Genomic DNA, 16484 nt, shown 5'->3' with positions numbered 1-16484 from the left:
AATACAGATCAATATTATTGTATTCAGGGCCTAAACAAAGTGGTAGCTATTATTATTTATTACATTATTAATAAGTATATGCAACTATGCAACCACCATCACGACTTCATAATAATATTGAAAATCAATATAGATAAAGGTTTTTGATTAAATAATAATTAATGGTAATAAAAACATTACAATGACAATTTATTAATCCTAATTACAATATATTAGAGTGTGATAATATGGAAATCATCAGAAACATAAGTCATAAAACTAAAGACACTATTAAAAGGTCACAAATTGATATAGATGAGATCATAGCTACTGTTGATACCATAATCAATGATATAAAAGAAAATGGGGATAAATCATTAAAATATTATACTAAAAAATTTGATAATGTTAATTTGGACGATTTTAAAGTATCAAAAGAGAAGATCAAAGATAGTTACAATAATGTTGATGAAAAAATAGTAACTTCTCTTATAAAAGCAGCCCAAAATATAAAAAAATTCCACAAAGCCCAGATACCCCAGGAATGGTTTATGGAAGTGGATAAAGGAATACATGCAGGACAAATTATTCGACCACTGGAAATTGTGGGATGTTATATACCCGGAGGACGTGCAATCTACCCCTCCACCATATTGATGACTATAATACCTGCAAAAATTGCAGGTGTAGAAAAAGTAATATGCTGTACTCCACCAACACTGGATGGAAATGTTAATGACATGGTTCTGGTTGCAGCAGATATTGCTGGTGCAGATGAGATATACTGTGTTGGGGGAGCTCAAGCTATCGCAGCTATGGCCTATGGGACAGCCAGCATCCCCAAAGTGGATAAAATAGTGGGACCTGGGAATATATTTGTTACGGCTGCTAAAAAACTGGTCTATGGAACTGTAGATATAGATTTTCCTGCAGGACCATCCGAAGTTCTAATAATCGCTGATAATAGTGCTAATCCTGATTATATAACCTATGACATGCTGGCCCAATCAGAACACGACCCTAATGCTGCTTCAGTACTGGTTACTACTTCAGAAGATTTAGCAATACAAGTTAATGAAAAGATTTCCTCAGAAATTCGCAATATGCAGCGAAAAGAAATAATAGAAGAAGCCCTGGAAAAGTATGGGAAGATCGTTGTGGCAAAATCCATGAATGAAGCTGTGAAATTTGCCAATGAATATGCATCTGAACATTTAATCATTATGACCGAATATCCTGAGAAGATTTTAGAGGATATAAAAAATGCAGGATCCATATTTCTTGGAAAATTAACACCAGTTGCTGCTGGAGATTATGGGTCTGGTACAAACCATGTTTTACCAACAGCAGGATGTGCCAAGATGTATTCCGGGCTTTCAACTGAATCTTTCCTAAAAAAGCCTACTGTACAGAAACTGACCAGGGAAGGGTTGAAAAATTTAGAGGATATGGTTGTAACCTTAGCAGAATGTGAAGGTTTATATGCCCATGCAGAATCTGTTAGAATTAGATCCTCAAATAATAATTCAAATAAGTGAAGAATATTTAGCAAAAAAATTAGTTCAACTTAACAATAACAACTTAGTTAATTAGTTTATTATACAAATTAAATATAATAATTCTTGATGTAATTTTGATTATTATAGAAATGAATTGACTAATTATAAGTTTGTTTTCATTAATTGAACATTTAATAATAGATATAACAATATTTAGAGGTGAATAAATTTGACATATTCATTAGGAAATTGGAGAAGAACACATTATTCAAAAAACGTAGATTCTGAATTAGAAGGAGAAACAATTACATTAATGGGATGGGTTCATGAAATAAGAGACCTTGGTGGAATTATATTCGTACTTTTAAGAGATAGAGATGGAATCATCCAGATTACTGCTCCAAGTAAAAAAATTAGCCCAGAATTGTTTGAGGAAATCAGAAAATTAAAAAAAGAATCAGTCATAGCATTTAGAGGGAAGGTACAAGAATCTCCCAAGGCTCCGGGTGGAGTAGAGATCATACCTGAAGAGTTAAGAGTTCTTAATGAATCAAAACTACCACTACCACTTGACCCAACAGAAAAAGTCAGAGCAGAAATAGACACCCGTCTGGATTCCAGATTCCTTGATCTTAGAAAACAAGGAGTAAGTGCTGTATTTAAAGTTAAAAGTAGGATGCTCCACTCCGTAAGAGTATTCCTTGAAAAAAATGGTTTTATTGAGGTTAACACCCCTAAACTTGTTGCTTCTGCCACTGAAGGTGGTACCGAACTTTTCCCTATAACCTACTTTGAACGGGAAGCATTCCTGGGTCAAAGCCCCCAACTTTACAAGCAGATTATGATGTCTGCTGGTTTTGATAAAGTTTATGAAATAGCCCCAATTTTTAGAGCAGAAGAACACGACACTCTAAGGCACTTAAATGAAGTAATATCTATAGATATTGAATCTTCCTTTTCTAATGAAAAAGATGTGATGGATACTCTGGAAAACCTTGTGAAAACTGCCCTTAAAGATGTTTTAGATCACTGCAGTAAGGATCTTGAAGTGTTAGGTGTGGACCTCCAGATACCTGAAGGCTCTTTCCAGAGAATAGACTATGACGAAGTGGTAGATCTGGTTAACTCCAAAGGCGTCCAAATGAGGCACGGAGAAGACTTTTCCAGAGCTGCTGAAAAAGTTATTGGAGAAATACTGGATGGATACTATTTCGTTACAGGGTGGCCGACTGACATAAAACCATTCTACGTTATGCCCGACGAAGCTGAACCAGAAAAAAGTTTGGCATTTGATTTAATGTATAAAGACCTGGAAATATCATCTGGGGCCATGCGGGTTCACAAACTGGATCTGCTGGTTGAAAGAATAAAAAATAAGGGCCTTAATCCAAATTCTTTTGAAAGATATCTGGCTGCATTTGAATATGGTATGCCACCACATGCTGGTTGGGGACTAGGTGCTGAAAGATTTACCATGTGCATCACTGGAGCAAAAAACATTAGAGAGACGGTTTTGTTCCCACGTGATCGAAGAAGATTAACCCCATAATCAACCTCATATGGTTGATTTTATATTTTTTTTATTAAATCTATTATTTTTGAAATAATTTACTTTTTAAAACTTTACACGCCTTTTCAACTGATTACTTGTGAGAAATAAATAGTTTTTCAGTTGATTAATCATTACTATTGAAATTATAAAAAATTGAATTTGTAGAATTAATAGTATAAACAAAAAGAAGTTACATGAGATGATAATGGACACCATGTAATACTTCTTTTTGTAATTTAATGTAGGCTTATAAAATATATATAGATTGTTGATAAACAATCTTTTAAAGGACAAATTATAAATGCGAGTGAAAATATGGAAAAAGGTTCTAAATCCTCGGAAAACGATAATTTTATGGGTGCATCTACAAAACAAGGCTATGATATTGCTTTAAAGAGCAGGAAAATTGTGAAATCCCTTATAGGGAATAAAATTTCCCATTTATCACCTTATGAAAGAAGTATTGTGGAACGAATTGTTCATTCTACAGCAGATGTTGAGTATGCAGATATCACTAAAATTAGCAGTGATTTTCTAAAAAAAAGTTTAGAATCTGTTAAAAATAATAAATATATATTAACAGATATCAATATGGTTAAAACCGGAATCAATAAATATTCTGGTGAAATTAAATGTTATATCACTCATGAAAAAACCATAGATATCGCTAGAACTGAAGGTATAACTCGAGCAGCCGCAGCAATGAGGTTAGCAGCATCAAAAGGATTTGAAGGAATTGTAGTTATTGGTAATTCACCTACTGCACTCTTTGAAGTGATTAACTTAGTAAAAAATGATGAAATGGAAGTTAAATCTATTGTGGGTGTGCCTGTAGGCTTTGTTGGTGCAGCAGAATCCAAAAAGAAGCTTCAAGAGACTGATATCCCCTATCTTATCACAGAAGGACCTAAAGGTGGAACACCGGTTGCCGTGGCAGTTACCAATTCAATTATTCGTCTAAGTAAGGAGTCGTTATGAATGAATTCAAAAGAATTGTTTAATCAAGCAAAAGAATTCCTCCCTGGAGGAGTGGATTCACCAGTAAGAGCCTATAAACCTTATCCCTTTTTTGCTAAAAAAGCATCAGGATCTAAACTTTACGATGTTGATGGTAATAATTATATTGATTATTGTCTTGCATATGGACCATTGGTTTTAGGACATGCCCATCCAAAAGTGGTAGACGAAGTTAAAAAACAGTTAGATGTAGGTTCAGCCTATGGAGTACCCACCGAAAAAGAGATTGAGTTAGCTAAATTAGTGGTGAGTAAGGTTCCATGTGCGGATATGGTTAGATTTGTAAATTCTGGTACAGAAGCTACTATGAGTGCCATTAGATTGGCCAGAGCATTTACCAATAAAACTAAAATCATCAAATTTGAAGGATCATATCATGGCGCCCACGACTATGTGCTGGTAAAATCTGGGTCTGGAGCAGCAGGAAAGCCAGATTCTCCAGGTGTTCCAGAAGAAACAACTAAAAATACAATATTAGTTCCTTTTAACGATGAAAAAGCAGTGATTGATGTTGTAGAGCATGAAAAAAATAATATTGCTGCTATTATTGTAGAACCCGTTATGGGTAACATTGGATGTATTCCTCCAAAACAAAATTATTTAGAATTTTTACGCCAGATAACTGAAGAAAATGGTATCATATTAATATTTGACGAAGTCATTACTGGATTTAGATTAGCTGAAGGTGGGGCGCAAGATTATTATAATGTAACTCCTGATTTAGTTACTTTAGGAAAAATATTGGGTGGAGGTTTTCCTATGGGCGCATTAGCTGGTAAAAAAGAATTAATGGAGATGATTGCACCTTCTGGAAATGTATATCAGGCCGGAACATTTAATGGGAATCCAATATCCATAACTGCTGGATTTACCACTTTGCAAGAATTAAATAGCACATTCTATACTGAATTAGAGAAAAAAGGGAATCTGTTGAGAAGTGCTATCAAGGATATAATTGATGATTCAAACTTAGACTATCAAGTGGCAGGTTTAAGCTCCATGTTTCAAATATATTTCACAAAAAATGAAATATTAGATTATAAGGATGCTAAAACTGCAGATACTGAAAAATTTTCCCAATACTTCCATTCACTTTTAGAGCAGGGTGTTTTCATACCGCCGTCACAGTTTGAATGTTGTTTCATCTCCTTAATGCATGATGATGTGGACTTGCAAAAAACCATTGAAAGTATGAAAACTGCTATTAAATGAATTTAATATCCCTTATCTTTTTTTATTTTAATTTAATTTTAACTAGAAAGGATTTAAAACAAATCCAAAGAATTAAATATCATTTTTTAAGTGCATATTTTTTTAAACTTCATTTTCAATACAAAATTTATGGAAATTTTATGCGTAAATTTCTAATAAAAATTATAACTATTAATTTAGTTATATATTGATTAAAAAATCAATATATTTGAGGAATTTAACTAATTATAGGACAATAAAACTTATTTTTTTTAAATTTATAGTTTTAAAATTGATTTTTTTGAAATTAATTTAATTTAAAATAAAAAATTTAGAATAATTAATGCGATATTTTCTTAAATATATAAAAATTTATATATTAATATTTTTTTAATATAATTTGGGAGAAGTGGTATTAAAAACTTTGGATCCTACAATTCAAACTATTAAAATTCCAAAAACTGGTTAAACCTGAAAAATACAAAAATGACGCAAATACGTATAATATTTTTTTATAAACCAATGGACGTTTAGATTAGGATAAAATTTATTTACTTTTATCGTATTTAACCAGTTAATTTGTGAAATTTTGATTTTTTGATGCCATTATAGTAATTATGTATAAATTGAGCTTATTTACGGTGGTTTTCATTTTAACCATATCATTATCAATCTGCACTGCAGTAGCTCCGCTCAATACTTTTTTATCGCCTGATAACTATGATGTAATTAAATATTTCAATAGAATCGCTGAGCTACCTTACAGAGGTGATGTAACAACATCAAAACCAAAAACACCAGCACAATTATGGAATCTTGGATACGGGGACTGTGATGACAAAGCTGTGGCATTTCTGGATTATCTCTACAATAAAGGCGAAAGAAAATTATTTTTAGTGAATTTAAAACATAAATCTGGTAAATACAGTCACGCCTGTCTTATTTGGAATAACCGGATTTATGATCCTACAATTCAACCGACAATTTACAATATGGATCAAAAAAGATATTTCGACACCTTAAAAGATTATAGATTCACTAGTCATACAGAACAGCCATACAAACCATTGTAAAATAATCAGTTTATTGGTTAAAGAATTCCTGGCATAATCTGATTAAAATTTTCAAAATTATAAATTGGGCTATGTAATTTTCAACAGGAGAAAGTATGCATAAAATTCTAATAACATATTGAACTAATTTATCATAATAAAAAAAAAAGTTACATATGGTATTTAATTTTGGAATTATCAAATTTAACATATAAAATTTTAAAAATTAAGCAATTTATTATATAAATAAAGCAAAAAACATAGTTTAAAAAGGGATATAAATATAAATTTTGTGCGTTAATTTATAAAAAATAATAAATTATATATACTATTTTCTTTAAATTTTAATTGTTAAGCAAATTGTTTAACATATACCAATCCCCCTCAAAAATGTGGAACTCCCCCCAAATTGGATTATATACAATTTTCAATTAAATATCCAAAAATTCCACGAAAATAAGGGGGGATTGACATAAATATAATAAAGGAGGTGAAAACAAATGAAAAGAAAAATTAGTAAAACATTTAATATCTCCTTTTTTCTCACAGGCATTTTTATACTTTTAATATGTATTAGCGCTGTTAGTGCTGCAGACGCAACCGGAAATAAAAACATTATTTACGTAAGTACAACTGGAAATGATTTCTGGGATGGCCTATCTCCAACTTGGAACGGGACAAGTGGACCTAAAGCCACAATAAAAAATGCAACAGAAACTGTGGGAATTAACGGACTTGTATATATATCAAAAGGAGCATACACCGAAGATACAGTCAATATAAATAAAAACATGACTATAACCGGAGAAAACAATATAAACACTTTGATATACGCAAAAAAGAACACAATTTTCAATATCATTTCCGGAATAAATTTCCTCATCAATAATCTGACGCTAACTAATAATAAATATAATGGTGATAATGGGTTTATCAACAATCAAGGAAATTTAACAATAACGAATGCTATATTCACTGACAATTTTGCAACTAATGGTACCATTGACAATAATGGTGGTAATTTAACAGTAATTAACTCCACTTTCACTGGCAACAAAGCAAAACTTGATGGTGGGGCTATTAGCAGTAGGTATGGCAATGTAATAATAATGGGCTCAATATTCGCATCCAACACTGCTCCTGATGGTGGTGCAATAAGCAGTTATTATGGTAATTTGACAATTTCAAATAGTACATTCAAACAAAATATTGGTTCATTTAATGGAGGTGCTATCCGCCATTATAATGGTAGTCTAAAAATTATTAACAGTAATTTCAACAATAACTATGGTCAGATTGGAGGTGGTATAAGCTGTACTCACGGTAATATGACTTTGACGGGAAATACATTCACAAACAACACAGCATATACTGGAGGAGCTATATTAGTCTACCCAACCCTTTATTATACGATAAAAAGTTATTTTACGATACAGAACTGTACATTTGTTAATAACACTGCAATAAAAGGTAGTGTTATTTACAGTGAGAATGAGAAAGGAACTATTTGGTTTTGTAGGATATTGGATAATGGTCCCAGTCAAATTTATAGTATTGACTATAGTAATATTGACGCCAGATATAACTGGTGGGGTTCAAACGATGGCCCATCAGGTGTTATAGGAGATGTTATTTCTGATACCTGGCTGATTTTAACTACAACATCCGATCCTGATAATATAACGAAAGGGGATATATCAAAAATAACAGTAGACTTGTGTCATGATAACCATGGCCAATATCATGATCCTCAATATGGTCATGTGCCAGATGACATCAAAATCATTCTTTCAACAAAAGATGGAATATTAGAACAATCAGAACCCGCCCTTAAAAGTGGAATTGCCATAACGACCTTCATCCCTGACAAAATAGGCGAGAACATTATAACCGCAACGTTGGACTATGAAACACTGAAAAACATTATAAACGTTAATATAGGGGGAAAAACACCGACTAAAGTCATCACAGATGACTTAGAAAGCATAGCCGGGGAAAAAATCACAATAACTTCACATATAAGCGACATTAACAACAACCCCATAAACCAGGGACAAGTAACATTCAAAATTGGAACCACACTAATAGGAACCGCAAATGTAATAAATGGAATAGCCACACTAAACTGGATAATACCCACCAACTGGAAACCAGGAACGTACACTATAACCGCAACCTATCTAGAAAACACACAATACCTATCATCCACAGGAACAGCCACATTAACAATGACGAAAACCTCATCTAAAACTGAAAACAATCAAAACAACCGCCAAAAATCTCAAAACATTTTGAACAACCATATAACTAAATCCAATAAATACTCCCTGAATAAGGGACTATTGGAATTTATAAAAAGAAGTATAAATCGTGGTTTAGTTAACTTTGAAGATTTTGATAGTGAAAATGAATTTGATCAAAAGAAAACTGGCTTACAATCAACTGGAATTATATTCTTAATACTATTAATTCTAGCATTTCTAATTTTAATCATTGAAGCAAAACGAAAACAAAAATAATACCTTAAACATCTCCCCTTATTTTCTTTTGAGAAATAATAGATTATAGATTATAAAAAATACTAATGTAATAAATAATCTAAATAATCTAAAGAATAATATAAAGTCCAATAATAATCACTATTAAAACAATTATCAAAATAAAAAATCTCTGATCAATCCCCACAGATCCTATGTAAATTGTTGACGTAGAAGATCTCTTTTTATATCTCTTATCGTCAGCAAGTTCCAGCAATTTATTTTGATCATCTTTTAAAGTTTCAAGAAGTTCCTTTTGTATTTCTAAATCTAATTCTTCTTCTTCAATTATATCTTGAAGAACTAATTTTTGTTCACCTATATCATTACTTAAGTTTTTTTCATTGATTTCATCTAAAAGTGATGATTTTCCTTGTTTAATTTTATTCAATAAATCTTCCTGTACTTCAACACGTTTTGATAGTTCTTTAAAAACTTCCTTTCTCTTTTCTGCTTTAGATGTTAGATTATCTATTACAGAAAACACATCAACATCGTTTATATCTTCATTAAATTTATCAGAATTTTCATTCTCCAAAAATAATTTATCAATATTTTCAAAATATTGCAGTTCTCCCCCACATTCACATTCCTCAAAATCTCCAGGAGATTCACCTGCTTTAAGTTCATAATATCCACTACAGCTAAAACAAACTAAGTATCCTCCAAAAGTATTAGAAGAATCTAAATTGTGTGAATTGTTAACATTACTCTTTAAAGCCATGCAAACCCCTCAACTAAGTATCACATGAAAACGCACCAATATGGTTAACTGCCAAATAAAAAATTTATTATTAATATATAAATTAATCTTGTTATTAAATTTATTGATTAGATTTTTAGGATAAGTGGAAGTTAATATTTTATTTTTTAATTATTCAAAAACAAAGAAAAAGAAAAATAAGGTAAGGGGAATTTCAAATCGAAAATTAGATTAAGAAATTCCACTTAATCCACTGGACATTACAAATTGAATGAAAGCACCTTGTGGAATAACCACAATATTTCCCTGACTATATTGAGATATGGCTGCCTGTATCAATGCTAAATATTTAGATTTGTCTTTGGATGCATTAGCAATAGCTTTCATCACAGATTCAATCGCATTACCTCTAGAAAGGCCGCCTACGTCTTGTTCAGATCTTAAAAACTCTATTGAGCTACCATTAATGTACCCAGATCCCTCTATATAAACAGGCCCTACTGCTTGAATCAGGGCATCGACTGCTTCAGGAGTAACAACAACTACAATATCTGTTTTTTCTCCAGTATTGTATTCTACTATCTCCTGGGCTAATTTTGCACATTTTTCATTGTCTTCATACCAGAATGAATCATGCAATAATAGTCTACTTACACCCTGTTTTTGTACTTCAAGCGGTGCTGCTTCAGTTGGATGTGCCATCCCTCCTGGATAGACAGGAGTATTATTTATAATTTTTCCATCTTTGACTGTGATTATAAAAGCCATATCGATAGCACCGATACCGGGTCTTTGCTCTGATGGATCAGCTGCTAGGAGTAATACTTTATGTTCTCCTTGCATTACATTTTGCTGAGCTGATGTATTGAATTGATAAGCCATAAATCCTAATCCTACTATGAGTATAAATAGAATTATGATTATAACGTCCTTTCTTGACATGTATTCACCTTTATTTTTTATTTTGAACTAAATAATTTAATTTTTAGAATTTTTTTTATTTTTTTATTTATTTTTTATTTTTTTATCGATTTTTATAGTATCAGAAATGTTAGATTTATTTTTTATGAGATAAATATATTTCATAATCATATATTTATTTAATTTAATAAGCTTAGATATAATATAAATATTGTTGTAAAATTTTATGATGATATTATGACAATCGGAATTGGAATAGGAGAAAATTCTGCAGTTCTTAAAGCCATAAACCAATTAGACTTTAAGGTAATTGCAGTTGAATCTGAAAGTGAACTTGTAGATTTATTATTAAAAGGCCATATAGATGCTGCTGTAAGAGGATCATTATCTGCTTCTAAAATAATAAATAAGATAAGAGAGGCTTCTGACCAGAAAATTTACAGAGCATCTTTTTTAGAAATCAATAATCATAAATTTCTTTTAGCACCTGTAGGTATTGATGAAGGAGACTCCTTATCAGATAAAGTAACTATAATTACATATGCTGCTGAATTTTTAAAACAAATAGGAGCAACTCCTGAAATAGCTGTACTTTCCGGGGGCAGAGCCCAAGATATTGGTAGAAGTAAAAAAATAGACAATTCTATTAATCAAGGGAAAAAAGTTACTTCGATCACAAAGGATAAATATCCAGTTAAACATTACTATATATTAATAGAAGATGCAATTAATGATGGATGTAATCTTATTTTAGCACCAGATGGTATTTCTGGGAATTTAATATTCAGAACCCTAGTTTTTTTAGGTTCCGGTATTAGCTATGGTGCTGTAACTCTTGGGATTGATAAAATTTTCATCGATACATCGAGATCTCAAAGCATTAATGGATTTGTGAGATCTTTGAAATTTGCAAATTATCTAGTTGACTTAAAGAGTAGGAATAAACATGTCAATTTTAACTCCAGTTTATAAAGTTTACGAATGGTATATATCACGCAATCTAAATCAAAAAAATATGCCAAAACACATTGCCATAATAATGGATGGTAACCGAAGATATTCAAGACTTCAAGGACAAAAAGAAGCAATTGAAGGACACAAACGTGGTGTTAATACTCTGGAAAGTGTCTTAGATTGGTGTATAGATCTGGGAATAAAAATTGTAACGGTTTATGCATTTTCAACCGAAAATTTCAATAGATCGCCAGAAGAAGTTAAAGGTTTAATGAGACTATTCCAGGAAAATTTTGAAGGAATAGCAAGAAATAAAAAAATACATGACAATCAGGTTAAAGTCAAAGCTGTGGGCCAATTAGAATTACTTCCTGAAAATGTTAAAAATGCCATAAAAATAGCAGAAGAATCTACAGCTTCCTACGATAAGAGACTTGTTAATATTGCAATTGGATACGATGGCCGCCTGGAGATACTTGATGCAATTAAAAAAATTGCAAAAGATGTTAAAGACAACAAAATAAACATTGCCGATATAGATGAAAATTTAGTGAATAAAAATCTTTACACTGCCGGTTTGGAGGATCCTAACCTTATAATTAGGACAAGTGGCGAAGAACGACTAAGTGGATTTCTATTATGGCAATCATCATATTCTGAATTATATTTCTGTGATAGTTTATGGCCCCAACTAAGAAAAGTTGATTTTTTAAGGGCTTTAAGATCATATCAACAAAGGGAAAGACGTTTTGGTGTCTAAACTTCAATAAAATTTATTAATTGACAATAAGATAATCTATTTTTTGAATTTCTAATTTTAGATGGGAGGTTAAAAAATGATTGATACACACTGCCACGTTGATTTCAAAGATTATAACAAAACCCGAAAAGATGTAATAAAAAGAGCTAAAGCTGAATTAACAGCTATTATTAATTCCGGTGCAACTCTAGGTGGAAATAGAAGAACACTAAAACTTTTAAAGGAATACAAAGGCTTTATTTATGGTACTCTTGGTTTTCACCCAGTAAATGCAGCTAAAGCAGAAGCAATTGTATTGGAAGATGCTAAAAAAGAAATTATCTCCAATATAGATAAAGCTGTTGCTATTGGTGAAACTGGATTAGATTTTCATCACACCAAAGATGTTGAAGGTAGAAGAAAACAAATTAAAGTATTTGAATCATTTATTGATCTTGCATCTGAATATGAAATGCCTCTGGTGATACATGCACGTGATTCAGAAAAAAAAGCTTTTGAGTTGGTTAAAAAAAATTCAAACATTCCTAATGTTATATTTCATTGTTATAGTGGAGATGCTCCCACAGCAAAAGACATTGTAGATGAGGAATATTTCATATCAATTTCCACTATGATATGTTTTTCCAATCATCACCAAAATTTGGTAAAAGATTTACCTTTAGCTAACATTATTACTGAAACAGACAGTCCTTATTTATCCCCTTTTAAAGGTAAACGTAACGAACCAGTATATGTTAGAGAAGCTGTTCAGAAAATTGCAGAAATTAAAGAGGTAAGCTTTGAAAAAATTGATAAATTGACTGAAAAAAATGCTAAAAAAATTTTTCAAATCTGACTGAAAAAATTATTTTATAATTATTTTTTAATTTGTGGAATTTATTTTTCATCCCTACTTTCAAAAACATCTTTAGCTGCATTAATTCCATTAATAGCTGCAGGAAATCCTGCATAAGCTGCCAATTGAATCATTATTTCTATTATCTCCTCTCGAGTACACCCTGCATTTAGAGCAGCAGTTATGTGACTTTTAAGTTGTAATTCTGCGGTTCCCAGTGCAGTTAGTGCTGCTACTGTGATCATCTCCCGGGTCTTCATCTCCAAACCAGGTCTTGAATAAATATCTCCATAAGGAAATTCTACAACAAATCTGGCAAGATCAGGGGCTACATCTTCTAAACTTTTCCTTAAATTGTTAAAAGAATCAGGGTTATATTTTTCCAATATTTTCAAACCTTTTTGAAATCTTTCTTCTTCCATAGAATCATCTCATTTTAATTTTATTGTATGTTTTTAAGATGGTATTATACAAATGTTCTTAGGATTAACTAGTAATTAAGCCATAGTTATTGTGAATTGGATTAATATAAATATAAATAAGAAATCAGTTAAAATAATTATTGATTTAATTAAATTAATTTAATTTTGTATGGTGATAGTATGATTAAAAAAAGTTTTGCTATATTAAGTATTTTCCTAATATCATTAGGATTTTTAAATTATTCCTACGCCGATACTGCACCTGATTTAAGTATTTTAGAAAAACTTGGAGATTTAGATGAAATCAAAAAGGTAACCAATGAAACAATATCTAATGCAACAAATATTACTGAAAATGCTGTCCACGATATTGAAGAAAGTTTAGATCCGATACAAAGCATATTAGACAGTATCAATTCAATTATCATGCAAATTGAACAGCTATGGTTGAGCATAACTGGCCAACAATAAATTACTAATGAATTTAAAAAACGTAGACAAATTCATAGACTAAATTAACATTTATATTAATTTTAATTTATCATTTAAGTGATAATATGAAGCCTTACGTAATACTAAATGCCGCTATGACCCTTGATGGTAAGATTGCAACTAAAAAAGGTAGCTCTGAAATTTCGGGTGAAGATGATCTAAAAAGAGTTCATGAACTTAGAAAAAATTCTGATGCTATAATGGTGGGAATCAATACTGTTTTAGCCGATGATCCCAGACTCACCGTTCACAAAATACCGGCAAATTTAAAGGATAACCCTACCCGAATCGTAGTAGACAATAAAGCCCGCATACCCCTCAAATCCCGTGTTCTAAATGACGAAGCTCCAACAATAATTGCAGTTACAAAAAAAGCGCCAGTTAATAGAGTAAAAAGTTTGCAAAAAAAGGTAGAAGTTTTAATTTGTGGCGATGAACAGGTAAATCTTAAAAAACTACTGGAAGAACTTGCAAAAAGGGGATTAAAATCTTTAATGTTAGAGGGAGGCTCCACTCTCAACTATTCCATGTTTGAAGATGAATTGATAGATGAAGTTAGAGTATGCATAGCTCCAATGATAGCTGGTGGAACCAAATCAAAAACATTGGTAGATGGCTCTGGTGTGGATTATATGAATAATGCATACAAATTAAGGCTTAAAAAAAGTTATAAATTGGGTAATGATCTTATTGTTGAATACAATGCTATTCACTAACGACCTTATTGTTGAATATAATGTTATTCATAAATAATAAAAAATAAATAAACAAAATTTATAGAAGATTTTTCCTTTTTAAAATTTGTTGTGGATTTTCTTCTAAAACTTTTTCTATATCTTTTCCCTTTAAACCCGCCCCTAGGGCAATTTTATGAGCAGTTTCATATGATATTAAATCACTGGGAGAATGAGTATCAGTATCAAGCACCAGATTAGCACCCACTTCCATAGCCACATCAGCCACGTAACCATTGGCTAAACAGTGTCCTCTTCTAGCACTTAACTCAAGTGCAATATCATTGTCACAAGCAATTTCTGCTTCTTCAATTGTTATTAGGCCAGGATGTGCTAAAATATCAACTTCCGGGCAATTAACTGCATTAAGATTTGTTCCTTCTATGACTGGCTCGGCTAAAGTTTCTCCATGTACAATAATAATTTCTGCCCCTAATTTCCGGGCACGGTTGGCGAGTTTGCAAATTACTTGTGTCGGTGTGTGTGTAATTTCTACTCCAGGTACAACAACAATGTCCCAGTTGTCCTGAATATCATAAACAGCATTAATTATACGTTCTACACAATCTATATTTGATGCATCTACATGATCAGTTATTGCTACGGCCTGGTGATTTAAAACGTGAGCTCTTCGAGCTATTTCAGAGGGTAAAAGCTCGCCATCACTAAATAGACTATGTGTGTGAAGATCTATCCTTTTTTTAATTTGATATCCCCCATTAATTAGGTAAAAGTATTATTGTTTTTCAACTTATTAAAGATTAATGATAAATAAATTAACACATTAAGAAAGTAAAAAAATATTGCATTTAATGATGAGATAGTTTGAATGATTATATGATATCCTTTATCTTTAACTTATAAACAATTCAATTTCTAATTGAAATGGAAGGGAAAAATAGATAAAATAATAATAAAAAAAACTTTAATTCTCCAGTAAAACAGATACGTGATAAAAATGGAAACTAAAATTTTTGTTCCAGGCCATATAACCGGTTTTTTTGAAATTATAAATAATAATGACCCTTTAAAAAAAGGATCCAAAGGAGCAGGAGTAGTATTAGACAAAGGAGTAACAACCCATCTAAAAGTAGGTAAAGGTGAAGATAAAGTTAGTGTAAAAATAAATGGAAAAAAGAATGAAGATAATGCTTGTGTAACTAAAAAAACAGTGGACTTAATTAAAAATAGGTTCAAATTAGATGATCTAGTTTTAGAGATAGAACATGAAATAGAAGTTCCAATTGGAGCCGGGTTTGGAACATCTGCTTCAGGAGCTTTAGGAACATCTCTTTCACTTATTAAAGCATTGAATTTACCATTATCATGTTTTCAGGCAGCCAGTATTGCACATGTGGCCGAAGTAGAGATGATGAGTGGTTTAGGTGATGTAATAGCTGAAATTATGGGAGGCATAGTAATAAGAACAAGAGAGGGAGCTCCTGGAATAGGAAGAACAGATAGAATAATCTCTGATGAACTTTATGTTATTACCAAAACCTTGGGTAAGCTGGATACAGCCAGTATAATTGACCATCCCACACTAAAAGAGAAAATTAGTAATGCTGGTAAAATAATGATTCAAAAAATTATTGAAAATCCCTGTCCTGAAAAATTCATGGATTTGTCCTATAAATTTGCTCTAGAAACGTCATTAATAAGTGATGAAGTGCTGGAAATAGTGGATATAATGCGAGAGGAAACACTCGGGTCTTCAATGGCTATGCTGGGAAATACTGCATTTGCACTATCAAAGTATCCAGAAAGCAGTGTAGAAAATGTATTAACTGCTAAAATTGATTTTAAAGGCGTTAGATTCGTGTAATAAGATAAATT

At 31.5% G+C, this 16484-nt stretch carries 14 protein-coding genes and 1 pseudogene; 11 read left to right on the top strand and 4 right to left on the bottom strand.

The annotated features are described in order from the left end of the window. Positions 1–227: 227 nt before the first annotated feature. The 5 genes and pseudogenes from hisD to CIT01_09520 all read left to right on the top strand — a co-directional run bounded on the left by hisD (position 228) and on the right by CIT01_09520 (position 8809). Entirely contained in the window at positions 228–1517 is a 1290-nt protein-coding gene (gene hisD / locus CIT01_09540; GenBank protein ID AXV38427.1) for a histidinol dehydrogenase, read from the top strand. A gap of 190 nt (positions 1518–1707) precedes the next feature. Beyond that, complete coding sequence (gene aspS / locus CIT01_09535) at positions 1708–3027, top strand: aspartate--tRNA(Asn) ligase (protein ID AXV38426.1); 1320 nt, start codon at positions 1708–1710, stop codon at positions 3025–3027. A 318-nt stretch (positions 3028–3345) separates the two neighbouring features. Beyond that, positions 3346–5259 (top strand): annotated as a pseudogene (gene hemL, locus CIT01_09530) (glutamate-1-semialdehyde-2,1-aminomutase). A 596-nt stretch (positions 5260–5855) separates the two neighbouring features. Further along, positions 5856–6311 (top strand): hypothetical protein, encoded by a 456-nt coding sequence (locus tag CIT01_09525; protein AXV38425.1) that lies wholly within the window; start codon positions 5856–5858, stop codon positions 6309–6311. Between the two features lie 479 nt (positions 6312–6790). Further along, positions 6791–8809, top strand: a complete 2019-nt coding sequence (locus CIT01_09520) for a hypothetical protein (protein AXV38424.1) — start codon at positions 6791–6793, stop codon at positions 8807–8809. An 88-nt stretch (positions 8810–8897) separates the two neighbouring features. Here the strand turns inward: CIT01_09520 and CIT01_09515 are convergent, their stop codons facing one another. Further along, entirely contained in the window at positions 8898–9551 is a 654-nt protein-coding gene (locus CIT01_09515; protein AXV38423.1) for a hypothetical protein, read from the bottom strand. Positions 9552–9761: 210 nt separating this feature from the next. Then, positions 9762–10472 (bottom strand): hypothetical protein, encoded by a 711-nt coding sequence (locus tag CIT01_09510; protein ID AXV38422.1) that lies wholly within the window; start codon positions 10470–10472, stop codon positions 9762–9764. 216 nt (positions 10473–10688) lie between these two features. Between CIT01_09510 and CIT01_09505 the strand changes: the two genes are divergently transcribed. The 3 genes from CIT01_09505 (at position 10689) to CIT01_09495 (ending at position 13000) form a co-directional block, all read left to right on the top strand. After that, positions 10689–11423, top strand: coding sequence for a methyltransferase (locus tag CIT01_09505; GenBank protein ID AXV38421.1), 735 nt, complete (start codon positions 10689–10691; stop codon positions 11421–11423). Next, the gene (gene uppS / locus CIT01_09500) at positions 11398–12165 is read left to right on the top strand and encodes a di-trans,poly-cis-decaprenylcistransferase (protein AXV38420.1); all 768 of its coding nucleotides are present in this window, start codon (positions 11398–11400) and stop codon (positions 12163–12165) included. The genes CIT01_09505 and uppS overlap by 26 nt, the downstream gene beginning before the upstream one ends. 76 nt (positions 12166–12241) lie before the next feature. Beyond that, positions 12242–13000 carry a DNase gene (locus CIT01_09495; protein ID AXV38419.1) on the top strand — a complete coding sequence of 253 codons (759 nt, stop codon included), beginning with the start codon at positions 12242–12244 and terminating at the stop codon, positions 12998–13000. 41 nt (positions 13001–13041) lie between these two features. Here the strand turns inward: CIT01_09495 and CIT01_09490 are convergent, their stop codons facing one another. Next, a complete protein-coding gene (locus CIT01_09490) occupies positions 13042–13422 on the bottom strand; it encodes a 4-carboxymuconolactone decarboxylase (GenBank protein ID AXV38418.1) in 381 nt (126 codons plus the stop codon). A gap of 180 nt (positions 13423–13602) precedes the next feature. Between CIT01_09490 and CIT01_09485 the strand changes: the two genes are divergently transcribed. Together CIT01_09485 and CIT01_09480 are read left to right on the top strand one after the other, a co-directional pair. Next, positions 13603–13893: a hypothetical protein gene (locus CIT01_09485; GenBank protein AXV38417.1), complete on the top strand. Its 291-nt coding sequence runs from the start codon at positions 13603–13605 to the stop codon at positions 13891–13893. Positions 13894–13979: 86 nt separating this feature from the next. Next, positions 13980–14630, top strand: coding sequence for a 2,5-diamino-6-(ribosylamino)-4(3H)-pyrimidinone 5'-phosphate reductase (locus CIT01_09480; GenBank protein ID AXV38416.1), 651 nt, complete (start codon positions 13980–13982; stop codon positions 14628–14630). Between the two features lie 58 nt (positions 14631–14688). Here CIT01_09480 and CIT01_09475 read toward each other — a convergent pair whose 3' ends face one another. Next, the gene (locus CIT01_09475; GenBank protein ID AXV38415.1) at positions 14689–15354 is read right to left on the bottom strand and encodes a PHP domain-containing protein; all 666 of its coding nucleotides are present in this window, start codon (positions 15352–15354) and stop codon (positions 14689–14691) included. A gap of 252 nt (positions 15355–15606) precedes the next feature. Between CIT01_09475 and CIT01_09470 the strand changes: the two genes are divergently transcribed. Next, entirely contained in the window at positions 15607–16473 is an 867-nt protein-coding gene (locus tag CIT01_09470) for a GHMP kinase (GenBank protein AXV38414.1), read from the top strand. Positions 16474–16484: the final 11 nt, after the last annotated feature.

This window comes from Methanobacterium sp. BRmetb2 (assembly GCA_003491285.1).
GTDB lineage: Archaea > Methanobacteriota > Methanobacteria > Methanobacteriales > Methanobacteriaceae > UBA117.
This window is presented reverse-complemented; position numbering and strand designations above follow the sequence as displayed.